This is a genomic window from Thermococcus sp. 9N3 (assembly GCF_012027685.1).
GTDB lineage: Archaea > Methanobacteriota_B > Thermococci > Thermococcales > Thermococcaceae > Thermococcus > Thermococcus nautili.
The window spans coordinates 118709-130380 of record NZ_SNUV01000002.1 but is presented as its reverse complement, the minus strand read 5'-3'; the positions used below and the strand labels follow the sequence as shown (position 1 = coordinate 130380).

The following is an 11672-nucleotide window of genomic DNA, read 5'->3' as shown; positions in this document are numbered from 1 at the left end:
ACCTTGGATGGTAGGAAACGGATAGAAAAAGGCGATGGATGGTTTAGATGGCCTCGTATATCAGCTTCAACCGGTACGCGTGGGTCAGCTCCTCCCTCGCGAGGTGCATGAACAGGTCGCTGAAGGGCTCATCTAAGAGCTTCGCGAGCTTTGAGTACATTTCGTAGGCGTGCTTTTCCCTCAGGACGGCCTCAACAACGAGCTCCTCAAGGCTCTCCGGTTTGGCTCTTTCATCGCTCAACACCGGTTCTATTGACAGTTCGTCCATGTAGTCGAGGATTAGGCTCTCGAGGGTCCCCTCGTTCAGGAGTCCCGTCAGGGTCTCGCGGTGCCTGAGTTCCTCCTCCGCCATGAGTGCGAAGGTGTCTCTCAGCTCGGGTCTCTCGAAGAGCGCGTACGTTTCCCCTAGCTTGTAGAGGTTGTAAAGCTCGTTCTCCTGCCAGATTAGCCTCTCTATCAGCTTCCTCGCCTTCATTCCACAACCCTCAGGTAGTCCAAGAGCTCCCTTATGCTCGGCAGAACGAGGTCGGGCTTAACTCCACTCCGCTCAACGTCCTCTAAGGTGCTTACGCCTGTGAGAACCATTATCGCCTTCATGCCGAAGCGCTTCGCGAAGGCAATGTCCGTGTCGAGCCTGTCGCCCACCATCCAGATTTCATCAACCGGGCCGAGCTTCTCCCTCACTATCTCGTAGGCCGGTTCGTTGGGCTTTCCTATGATTAGGGGCTCTCGGTCAGTTGAGGCCTTCAGCGACGCTATTATTGCCCCCGCCCCTGGGTAGAGTCCCTCCTCCGCGGGGTAAGTGGTGTCGGGGTTCGTTCCGATAAAGCTCGCCCCGTTCCTTATCGCCAGCGTCCCGTACTTGAGCTTCTCGTAGGTTAGCTTGGGGTCGAGACCAACCACAACGTGCTCGATTTCCTTCCATTTTCCTTCCCTGCACTCATCGAGGCTTACAACGCCCCAGCCGAGCCTTTTCATCTCCTCGTGGAGGCCGTCTCCCCCGATGACGAAGATTTTCCCTGGTTCCATATGCTTGGCCATGTAGAGCCTCGTGGCGAGGCCCGAGGTAACTATTCTCTCCGCCGGAACGTCTATGCCCATCGAGAGGAGCTTTTGCCTGTAGGTCTCTGGCGTTCTGGTCGAGTTGTTGGTGAGGAAGACGAATGGAATACCCTTTTCCCTCAGGTATTTGATTGCCTCCCGCGAACCCTCAATCGGCCGGTTTCCGCGGTAGATGACGCCGTCCATGTCGAATATGATTCCAATCATGCTCCCACCGGAGGGAGAAGGTGGGGGAAGTATAAAAGCTCACTGGCTCGCGTCGAGCCTCAGCGTCACGTCTATTCCATCGGTCTGACACTCGTTGCCCGCCTTGGCCGGGAGTTCAAGGGTCATCCTTACTTCAGCCTTCTCCCCTGGCTTGAGCTTTACCGGCAGGGATATCGTCTTCCCGCTGAGCTCGTCGAGGGTTCTGTTCACGGGGATTGTTCTTCCGTTCACGCTGATTGTTTTCAGAACCAGCCACTTTCCGAGTTCTCCTTTTTCGGGTGTTGAATCAACGGCTTTCTCCGCCGGGGACATCTTCACCTCGTAGTTTCGGACGTTTAGCGTCAGTGTCAGCCGGTTTATCGTGACCGTGCCCCTGTTCTTGACGAGGAATGTCACGTTTCTGTTCTCCCCGGGGAGCAGGTTGCTCAGGTCGAAGAGCTTGAGCTCGTTGTAGAAGCGCTTTCCGTCCTTGCTTATGGCAATGTCGAACTCGGCGGTGGTTATGGTGTTGCCCTTAGAGATTGCCGCGTCGGTGAAGTGGGATTTGGCCACTCCGGAGACAGCTACTATCAGCGCCACTACAACAACGATTATCCGAAGTTCTACCTTAACTGCTTTCATTAGTAACACCGTATAATGTTGGAAGTTCCCCTTATATGTTTTTCGATGTTCGGAAGTAACTAGTCACTCATGGACATAGATATTCAGCTTGAGGCTCTGAATTGTCCCGTTGACGGCCCCCAAAATGAGCTCTCTTGCGGGGGTCTCAGCGTAGTTTCCATCCTGCGGTGCGGGGGGAAGTCTTGGCTGGCTGTCTTTGAACAGGAGGAACCACAGCTGCCACCTGCCGGGTCTGTCTATGCTGAACGTGTAGTTGGTCTCGAACTGGGGTGTCCAGTTGCCCTCGATGTTGACTGGAACTGGTGGGAGGGTTACGTTAAACCATCCGGGCATTGGATACATCTCATGGATTATCGTCGTGTTTGTCTGGTTGTCCCAGGTCAGGTTCACGAGCCAAATTTGAACGTAGTAGGTCACGTTTCTGTGCTCGTGGTTGACGATGCCAATGATTACCGTTGCGTTCTGTCCGACTTTGAGGTCTGTTGGGTAGTCGCTCGCTTTTCCGTTTGGACCGAGGATGTAGAACTCCGTGAAAGCTTCCCCGGGCTTTGGATGGGTCACGACATAGGCCAGGACTCCTACGGAGGTCACAATTGCGATTATCAGAATCACGGTAAGGGCTTTATCGAGCCTACTCGCAGTCTCCCACTCCAGTTCCCGTTTTATATCTTCCAGGGTTATCCAGGGAATCCAGGGTTCAATTGCGTTTTTCCTCCTGTAAATTGCCGCGAGGGCGGAGATAATGTTAAATGCAGTTAGGCTGATTAGAATTGGCTTCAGCCTTATTCCCCAGGGGGTGTAGTTCAGGGCCAAACCGATGAGCGGAACTATCGCTATGCTGAGTCCGAAGCTCAGGGCGAGCCTCTCAAGGTTATCGAGCTCCTTTCTCTCTGGAAATAGGGCGGTAATAAATGCGTAGCCCGGGAAAAAGAGCACGAACGCTAAACCAAGGGCCTTCCTCGCGAGGCTGTCTGGGAAGGCTAGTATAAGGATGTCCAGAAGGACTGAGAGGCATATCAGCGTCACAAGGTCCCAGTACTTCCATACGCCCCGAGGCTCTCGCAACTACCTTCCCCCCGAGAGGATTGAGTACACACGTCCCATAACGATGATTGCGAACACCACTATCAGGAGCTCGATGAGGGGTTTTAAACTCTCCTTCTGCTCCCTGCTCAGGAAGAGGCTTCCCACCTCAACGGTTATTAGAAGGCCTATGAGGGTTAGGGTCAGGAAAACGCTTACGCTCGATGTAGCCAGAGCAGAAATCAAAATCCAGACTGACAGGAAGAGGAGCATGTAGTCCTCTACATCCATTTCTCGACTCCTCCTAGCTTTCTGACGGTCACTTCAATTCCGTAGTCCTTCTCTTCAACGGATTCAACGGCGAGCACCTGATTCGTTCCCTTTGCAAGTGCGAGTAGGACTGAGGCACATATTGGACAGGGAGCCTTCTCGCAGTTCCTTGGTCTGCATCCGATTGTTGGCCGAATTACCACCCGAAATCCATCTTCTTTCTCCTCTATGTACACTCTGTCGGCTAGCTCAAGGTATCGGAGAACGGAGCCCGCGACGCTCTCAACGGCTCCGCTGCCGGCTCCATTGAGCGGTCCCTCAAAGTGCTCCTCAAATTTTTCTACCAAAGAACTCCCGAAGGGTCCGAGGAAAAGCCCCATCGCCCGGTCGTTGGGAACGTCTGTGAGGAAGACAGTTCCCTCATCAAGCCTCGCTAGGTCAAGCTCAAACTTATCGTGGAGGGGCACGAAGAGTCCGCCCCTCGGAAGGTTCTCGTAGGGCGGTATGAAGACGGCGTTTCCTTCGAGGTACAGGTTGTCCGCAAAGGTTGAGAAAACTCTCCGATACGGCTCCATAATCGCCTGAACGCTTTCCTTTTTTACGTAGTCGCTGGATTTAAATGTAAGCACAACGAGGCCCAAGAAAACGCCGGCTATACCGAGGTTTGTGAGGGTGGTTTTAACGTTCATGAACCCGTAGATTGCGAGTGCGAGCCCGGTTATCATAAGGGTTAATCCCGAGGCTTCCCTTACCTTCATTACGCCCCACGAACGGGGGAGCCACTAACCTTATAAAAGGTTTTCTCGTTTCCGTTCGCGGGGTATTATGAAGAAGGTTTCCGCAATCCTGTTGCTGTTGCTTTCCCTAACGATTATTCCCCCCTCCTCGGCGGGCTCACCTCTGAGTACTCCTTACTACGTGTACTATGGCAATCTCCTCAACAGGACAGCTTCCCTTCTCTCTGGGGTGCTGGAGGGCAACGCCTCAGTGGGAGATGCCTTGGAGCTGCTCTCCGTTGCGAATTCCACGTATTTTACGCTTCTCTCCTACAACGCTTCAAACGATGTCCTTACCCTCGCCCGCTCCTTCGTTGAGCTTGAGAAGGGTGTTCTGCTGATAGTTAACGGGAGCACTTCCCTCAACTCCTCACTTTCGAGCGGGAACTACGAGGTAGCGAGGCAGCACATAGCATCTGTTGTGGATGGCATCTCCCTCGTTAGAAACTCCCTTCAAATTATCTCTGAGTTTTCCTTCGGCGTTAACGGTAGTGAAGCTTTCCTTAACACGACTGCCCTTGATGAGCTTGTTGTCGAAATCTCGCGCGAATTCCGTTCAAAGGAGAACGCCGTCAACGAAGCTGCCGGGTTGAGGTTCTCTATATTCGTTTCCAAGGCGAGACCTTTCGTTGGGGAAAACGTTACAATCTTTGGGTACGCCCCCAATATGAGCCGGGTTGTTCTCCATATTGGCAACTACTCGGTTCTCCTTCCGGTTGCTGAGGGGAAGTTCTCTTACGTGTACTCTTTCCCCTCCACTGGGGTTTACGAGGTCTACGCGGTTGGTACAAACGCAACCGGGGAGCACCGCTCGAACACGGTTGAGGTTGAGGTTCTCCGCGTTCCGGTCTTCATTACCTTCGGCACCTGCGCAAACCTCTCCGGTGTGTGCGGCTACGTTAGCGATGCCCTGGGCAACCCACTCAAAAACGCTCCCCTGGTGGTTCGCTGGGGAAGCACCGCTAGGGGTGTCTTCACGGATAGGGATGGGCAGTTTTTTGTTCCACTTAAAACAACCGGCCCGGTATGGGTGGACGTTCTCTACTTCGGAGATGAAGTTCACTCCCCCGCGAGTGCCTTCACAGAGTTCGTTCCCCAGAGGGTTCCCCTCATAATAAAGCTCTCCGTCTCCAAAGTTTCCCCCTTCTCCGGAGAAGCAACCGTTGAGGGGCGCCTGCTTCCGTCTCCCGGGGGTTTGATTGCCCTCGACGTTTACGTGGATGGTTCCTTTTACTCCCGCCTCTTCGTTTCGAAGGGGGAGTTCACGCTCACAATACCAACAGGAAGCAGACCCCATGAAGTCTACGTAGTTTTCAGGGGAAACCAGAGATACCTGCCCGCCAGGTCAAACACCCTAGTGATAACCCCTCCGCTGATTCCGATGGCAAGGGTTGCCCTTTTCGTGTCCCTGCTCGTCATAGCGTTCCTTGCGTACCGTATGTTTGGCAGGGAGAGTTCAGGCTCCCCTGAGCGGGTGGAAAAACCGGACTCGGGCTCGTTGGAGTGGGGCTTGAAGGAAAGGGCTTTCTCCTCCGTGCGTGAGGTTTACGTCCTCGTTTACCGCGCCCTGCTGAGGCTCCGGGGATTGCCCAGGTCTACGACGCCCAGAGAGCTCCTCGGTGAGTTTAGACGGTTCCCGTTTGGAAAGGATTTGCTCACCCTCACGACCCTTCACGAGCTTGAGGTTTACAGAGGGATCAAGGCGAAGGCCTCAACGGTTCGCGGTGCGGTTAGAACTGCTTCGAGGGTTCTGCTATCGGCGATAATCGGTGATGAGCTGTGAGAAGGGTGGCGTACGCTCTGCTCCTCATAGTAGGGATTGCCCTCATAGTTATGCCCCTGAGCGTTCCCCGGTTTAAGAGTGATGCCCCCTACAGCGTTCTGAACACTGGGCCAGATGGAACTTCAAGGTTTGGAGCGCTCCTGTACCACTCCGGCAAGGTAGTTCCCGTGCTCTTCCCCTACTCCTCGTTCTCTGAGGGAAACGCGACGCTCGTTATGATAGAGCCCGATGTCTCTCTTGGGGCGGGTGAACTCGAGGTGCTTCGTTCGTTCATTGAAAAGGGGGGCACGTTGCTACTCGCCACGGACTCTGACGTGGGAAACTCCATACTTCGGGAGCTGAGTTTAAAGCAGAGGGTCTCCAGGGAGAAAGCGCTCACGATAACGTTCCTCAACGGCCTCCCCGTTACACGGGAGGTTTCGGGTTCCCTTGCGAGGGGCGTCCCCTTCGTGGCCCTTCGCGAGCCTTCTGTTATCCTCGGGGCTCAGAATCCCATCCTCTTCACCAGCAACGCGACGATGTTCAGGGGTTCCTACGGACGGTTCCCCCTCGCCGATGAGGTGCCCCACGGGAAAGGGCGGATAATCATAATTTCGGACCCTGGGATTTTCACGAACGCCCTCTTTGACGAGAACGAGCCGTTTCTCAGAAACCTCATTGCGGGGCTCCCCAAGACGTTCTACATAGACGAGGCACACCACCGCGACCTGAACCCGTACTCCTCCGGAACCGTCGTCATACAGAGGGCCGTCAACAGGAAGCTGGTGTTCTACTACGTTCTTTTCGTTGCGCTCGTCGTGTTCTTTGTTGAATCCGGCCTCGCGCTTCGCTTCCTTGCGTGGTCTCTGGGTCTGGTTTTCTCAATCCTTGAGAAGCTCTTCGGGTCGGAGGAGGAGAGTCTTGAGGATATCCTCCGGAGGCTTGAGGCCAGGGGCTACGACGGGGATAAGTTAAAAAGACTGATTGAGGAAATCGAGACCGGCTCAAAACTGGGTGGTGCTCATGGACGGTAAAACCTTCATAACTAACCTCAAACGGGAGCTCTCAAAGGCTGTGGTTGGCAAAGAGGACGTTATAGAGCTCCTTGCAGTTGCACTGCTAACCGAGGGACACGTTCTCCTTGAGGGAATCCCGGGCGTCGCAAAGACGACCATTGCCAAGGCCTTTGCTTCCGCGACTGGTCTCACTTTCTCGAGGATACAGTTCACCCCGGACCTCCTCCCCGCTGATATAATCGGCGTCCGCTACTACGACCAGAAGGTCAAAGACTGGGTTGTTAAAAAAGGGCCTATATTTGCAAACGTCGTTCTTGCCGACGAGATAAACCGCGCCCAGCCGAAAACCCAGTCAGCGTTGCTTGAGGCGATGCAGGAGAGGCAGGTCACCATAGAGGGAGAAACGCACCAGCTTCCCAGGCCCTTCCTTGTGATAGCGACCATGAATCCCCTTGAGCAGGAGGGTGTTTACCCCCTTCCCGAGGCCCAGATTGACAGGTTCATGCTCAAGGTGGAGATGGGCTACCCGAGCAGGGAGGAGGAGCTTGCGCTCTTGAGGAGAAAGAGCACCAACGACTTCGGCGATGTTCGTCCGGTCGTCGGGGGAAGCGAACTTTTCAGGCTCATGGAGGGGGTAAGGAAAGTTACAGTCAGCGATGAGGTCATAGAGTACATCTACGCCCTCATCTCCGCCACCAGGAGTGACGAGAGACTGCTCTTCGGCGCCTCCCCAAGGGCGGGGGAGCACCTCCTCTACGCCGCCAAGGCGAGTGCCTTCCTCGACGGCAGGGACTATGTCATCCCTGATGACGTGAAGAAGATGACACTCCCGGTTCTCGCACACAGGCTCGTGCTTAGGGTGGACTACGAGCTCGAAGGTCTTAAGCCCAGAGACGTCCTCATGGACATCCTCAAGAGAACGCCGGTGCCGGTGTAGCGCATGAAGAGGGAAGACTTCATTGTGATGACTGCGTTCCTCCTCATGCTTGAGGGCTACCTTTCGGGCAACGTCCTCCCCGGGTTTCTCGGCCTGGCGATGCTAATCTATCTGCTCCTCCTCCGCTCGTCTACGGAGTTCGCCGTCAGCGCATCCGCGGCTTTTCCGGAAGGGCCCCTTGAGGCCGGTAAGGAGTATCCCCTGGAGCTCAGGGTTAAGAACTCGGGTAGCATCGTCCGGCTTCGTCCTGAGGTTTCTGCGAGGGGCTTGGGCGTTGAGTTCCCGGAGTCCTTTTTCGTTGAGGGCGAGGAGAAAACCCTGGCCGGCCGTATGAAGGTGCTTGAGAAGGGCGAGGTTTCGATAGAGAGAATCGCGCTCAGGGTCGAGGAATGGCGCGGGCTCTACTTTGATGAGCTGACCCTTGAGGGGGCCAGGTTTCAGGCGTACCCTTCGCTGGAGGAGCTGAGGGAGGAGGCGAGGGTTGAGAGAAACCTCCGCCTAGCCGAGCTTTACAGGACAGGGCGCTTCTTCGGTCTCGAGAGCCTCGACTTCAAGGATTTGAGGGAGTACCAGCACGGCGACGATTTCAGGAGGATAGACTGGAAGGCCAGCCTCCGCCTCGGCGAGCTCATAGTCAGGGAGTTCCTCAGGGAGGACAACGTTGACGTTTACATATTCCTCGATAACACCCGGGAGATGAGGAAAGGAATAAGGCGGGCGAAGATTGACTACGGCTCAACCCTTGTTCTCCAGCTTGCTTCGGCACTGCTCGACAACTACAACGTTGGACTCGTCGTTTACGATGAGGTGAGCGCCAAACTGCTGCCCGCAAGGAAGGGGCAGGCTCAGCTCGAAGCCATCAGGAGGAGCCTGGGCATAAAGCACGAGGAGAAGGCCATGAGCCTCAGGTTCGAGTTCTCAGCCAGCGTGGGTTCCAGGGCCAGGGAGTTCCTTAAAAAGGTGCTTCCAGTGATGAAGGGCAGAAAGGGCTCACCCGGAATCTTTGAGGCGCTCTCACTCCTTAAAGGTCCGGCGTTTATAATCCTCATAACCGACCTCAGCAACCCGAGGAACGTTTACAGGGCCGTTTCCGAGGCCAGGAAGAGGCACAGGGTTCTAATCCTCTCTCCAAATCCGATTCTGTTTTACTCGGGAACCCTCGACGAGAAAACCCTTGAGAGGCTTTACAAAGCTTATGAGGAGCGGGAGAGGCTTATAAAACGTTTCAACGCCCTCGTTCCCACGATTGACCTCGGGCCGAGCGACTACCTTAGGGAGATAGCAAGGGTGATGTGAGTGATTGGTGTTTTACTCTCGATAATCGCCGGTTACTGGGCTGGAACCTACGCGGGGGCGCTCTCGATAGTGCCCTGGCTGCTCTCGCTGAAGAGAAGAGACGCCGGGCTGGTGGCGTTCTTTCTCTACGCCATCTACCTGGGCAACTCCGTTCAGGTTTCGACGGTGTACTCTTACTCTTCATTGATTGCAGTCCTTTCCTTTTCCCTGGCCCTCATTGTTCTCCTTGACGACGTTCTAACGGGAAGGCTTCTGCCCGGGAGAAGGGAGTTAATTGCGGTTCCCTTCATACTCCTCGGGGCCCTCTTTCCGGAGTCGCTGATTGTTGGCGGGGCCGTTGTTCTTGTCTCCAGAGTGAGGTTTGGACGGATTGCCGGCGCGGTCTTGGGGATTACAATTGTAGCGTTCGCCCTGCTTAGGGAAACCCTGGATTACGCGGGCTCCGCTCCGGCGCAGGTGGCGGTTACGGCCGCGGTTGGGGTTTTTACGTTTTCATTGCTTCTCGTTTGGAAAAACTTTAAAAGGGATGAGATGTTTAAGCGTGCGTAGAGAAATAAAGGATACTAACTTAGCGAGGCACAGTGCAAACACTATCGGGAGGCACCGTGATGCAATTGAAAAAATTGAATCCTGAGGACGTTACAATACTGATTCCGACAAAAAATGAAGAGGATGGAATTGGTGAGGTAATCGACGGATTCAAAAAGCTTGGATTTACGAACATTTTTGTCATAGACGGCCACAGCACGGACAGAACGCGCGAGATTGCAAGGGCTAAAGGTGCAACGGTGGTTCTCCAGAGCGGAAAGGGCAAGGGGCAGGCTGTCGCTGAGGCTTTTAAGATGATAGACACGCCGGTAGTCGTCATGATTGACGGCGACGGCACTTACGACCCGAAGGATGTTACAAAGCTCCTCCAGCCTATCGAGAGAGGGATAGCGGAGCATGTTATCGGGAACCGTTTGATTAACTTTGAGAAGGGTGCCTTTACGAAGTTGAACCTTATCGGGAACAAGATTTTCAACGCCCTTTTCAGGTTTATGTACGGTGTCGAGGTTCATGACCTTCTTACCGGCTACCGCGCCCTTACAAGGGAACTTTATAAGAACGTCGAACTTGAGAAACACGGTTTTGAAATTGAAACCGAACTAACCGTTGAGACAATTGCCAAGGGGTTCCGTATTGCTGAGGTTCCTATTAACTACTACAAGCGTAAAGGAAAGGCAAACCTTCATCCCATCAAGGACGGTTGGAGGATTGGGAAGACAATTATAGAGCTCATGGTGCGGTACAATCCTGGAAGGTATCTGTATCTTTTTGGAATGATTGCTCTATCACTCGGCGTTTTAAGTGGGGTGTATATTGTTACAGAATGGTCTCGTGGTGTTAGTCATTATTTACTTACTTCATTGACGTCGATTTTCATAATTACTGGGGTTAATTTATTAATATTTGGATTTATAGTAAACTTTGTATTCAAATTGATCTTGGATCTTAGGAATAAGTATACCCAATTGATAAGAGAATGCGGTAAAAGATTAGAAGATTAAGTCGTGGGGATTCCTATGAGAATAGCATTTATATATGACAGTATCCCTCCATGGAAAAAAGGAGGTATTGAAACTAGATTGTTTGAACTATCAATGAGATTGACTCAACTTGGGCATGAAGTTCACTTCTTTGGGTTAAAATGGTGGAATGGAAAGAGGAACATTGAAATTAATGGGGTCTATTATCATGGTGTTGGCAATCCTCGAGAATTATATATAAATGGAAGAAGATCAATAAGTGAGGCCATATACTTCGCGAGGAGGCTCATATATCCTTTAATCAGAGAGAGTAATATTGATGTAATTGATTGCCAAGAGTTTCCCTATTTTTCGTGTTTTTCTTCTAAGTTTGCATCGTATGTCCGTTCGATTCCATTGATGATAACTTGGCACGAAGTCTGGAGAGATTATTGGGCGGATTATCTTGGAAAATTGGGAATATTTGGAAAATTTGTTGAGAAGTCTTTAGTGAATTTATCTGTGTATCATATTGCTGTATCAAGGAAAACCAAAAGAGATCTTCATGCTTTAGGCGTAAGAAACATTAAATTACTCTCAAATGGTATTGATTTCACTAAAATCCAACGGGTGCCTTCAGTAGATGAGGAATGGGATATAATATTTGCAGGCAGGTTAATTAAAGAGAAAAATGTTGCCCTCTTGATAAAAGCATTGTCGTTACTAAAAATGGAAATTCCTGACATTAGTGCTGTTATCATTGGAGATGGTCCTGAGCGAGAAAAATTAGAGGCCTTAACTCGACAATTGGATCTTACTGGGAATGTCGAGTTTAAGGGATTTTTACCTAAACATGAAGATGTAATAGCCCATATGAAGTCATCCAAAGTATTCGTGTTTCCAACTGTTCGTGAAGGTTTCGGTATATCTGCTTTGGAGGCTAATGCCTCTGGAATTCCCGTCGTCACAACGTCCCACCCAATGAATGCTGCTAAGGATTTAATAATTGACGGAAAGAATGGATTTTTAGCAAAACCCATCCCTGAGGATTTCTCTGAGAAAATACTGTATGTGCTGGCTCATTCCTCAAGGAAGATGAAAAAAGGATCGCTCAATGTTGCCAAAAAATATGATTGGGAGTACATTGTGCGTGATTATGTTGGATATCTAGAGACTATTGTTTAGGGTGAGCAC

Annotated in this window: 13 protein-coding genes; 7 read left to right on the top strand and 6 right to left on the bottom strand. The window is 52.2% G+C overall.

All coding sequences use genetic code 11. From position 1 onward, the window contains the following. Positions 1-43: 43 nt before the first annotated feature. From E3E30_RS07695 to E3E30_RS07670, 6 genes are read right to left on the bottom strand one after another with little or no spacing between them, the layout of a single operon-like run. Positions 44-475: a ferritin family protein gene (locus E3E30_RS07695; RefSeq protein WP_167729131.1), complete on the bottom strand. Its 432-nt coding sequence runs from the start codon at positions 473-475 to the stop codon at positions 44-46. Then, positions 472-1269, bottom strand: coding sequence for an HAD-IIA family hydrolase (locus E3E30_RS07690; protein WP_167729130.1), 798 nt, complete (start codon positions 1267-1269; stop codon positions 472-474). The genes E3E30_RS07695 and E3E30_RS07690 overlap by 4 nt, the downstream gene beginning before the upstream one ends. 39 nt (positions 1270-1308) lie before the next feature. Beyond that, positions 1309-1899, bottom strand: coding sequence for a M1 family metallopeptidase (locus E3E30_RS07685; protein WP_167729129.1), 591 nt, complete (start codon positions 1897-1899; stop codon positions 1309-1311). A gap of 54 nt (positions 1900-1953) precedes the next feature. After that, the gene (locus E3E30_RS07680; protein ID WP_167729128.1) at positions 1954-2955 is read right to left on the bottom strand and encodes a DUF1616 domain-containing protein; all 1002 of its coding nucleotides are present in this window, start codon (positions 2953-2955) and stop codon (positions 1954-1956) included. Then, positions 2956-3204, bottom strand: coding sequence for a hypothetical protein (locus E3E30_RS07675; protein WP_167729127.1), 249 nt, complete (start codon positions 3202-3204; stop codon positions 2956-2958). After that, positions 3195-3941, bottom strand: a complete 747-nt coding sequence (locus E3E30_RS07670; protein ID WP_042691351.1) for a hypothetical protein — start codon at positions 3939-3941, stop codon at positions 3195-3197. Before E3E30_RS07670 ends, E3E30_RS07675 begins: the two co-directional genes overlap by 10 nt. 67 nt (positions 3942-4008) lie before the next feature. Here E3E30_RS07670 and E3E30_RS07665 point away from each other — a divergent pair, with 67 nt between their 5' ends. The 7 genes from E3E30_RS07665 to E3E30_RS07635 are packed head-to-tail and all read left to right on the top strand — an operon-like array spanning position 4009 to position 11663. Then, positions 4009-5742: a carboxypeptidase-like regulatory domain-containing protein gene (locus E3E30_RS07665; protein WP_167729126.1), complete on the top strand. Its 1734-nt coding sequence runs from the start codon at positions 4009-4011 to the stop codon at positions 5740-5742. Next, complete coding sequence (locus E3E30_RS07660; RefSeq protein ID WP_167729125.1) at positions 5739-6755, top strand: DUF4350 domain-containing protein; 1017 nt, start codon at positions 5739-5741, stop codon at positions 6753-6755. The genes E3E30_RS07665 and E3E30_RS07660 overlap by 4 nt, the downstream gene beginning before the upstream one ends. Then, a complete protein-coding gene (locus E3E30_RS07655; protein ID WP_167729124.1) occupies positions 6745-7674 on the top strand; it encodes a MoxR family ATPase in 930 nt (309 codons plus the stop codon). The genes E3E30_RS07660 and E3E30_RS07655 overlap by 11 nt, the downstream gene beginning before the upstream one ends. A gap of 3 nt (positions 7675-7677) precedes the next feature. Next, the gene (locus E3E30_RS07650; protein ID WP_167729123.1) at positions 7678-8970 is read left to right on the top strand and encodes a DUF58 domain-containing protein; all 1293 of its coding nucleotides are present in this window, start codon (positions 7678-7680) and stop codon (positions 8968-8970) included. After that, positions 8971-9519, top strand: a complete 549-nt coding sequence (locus tag E3E30_RS07645) for a hypothetical protein (RefSeq protein WP_167729122.1) — start codon at positions 8971-8973, stop codon at positions 9517-9519. A gap of 59 nt (positions 9520-9578) precedes the next feature. Further along, entirely contained in the window at positions 9579-10520 is a 942-nt protein-coding gene (gene aglJ / locus E3E30_RS07640) for an S-layer glycoprotein N-glycosyltransferase AglJ (protein ID WP_167729373.1), read from the top strand. 15 nt (positions 10521-10535) lie between these two features. Continuing rightward, entirely contained in the window at positions 10536-11663 is a 1128-nt protein-coding gene (locus E3E30_RS07635; protein WP_206205119.1) for a glycosyltransferase family 4 protein, read from the top strand. Positions 11664-11672: the final 9 nt, after the last annotated feature.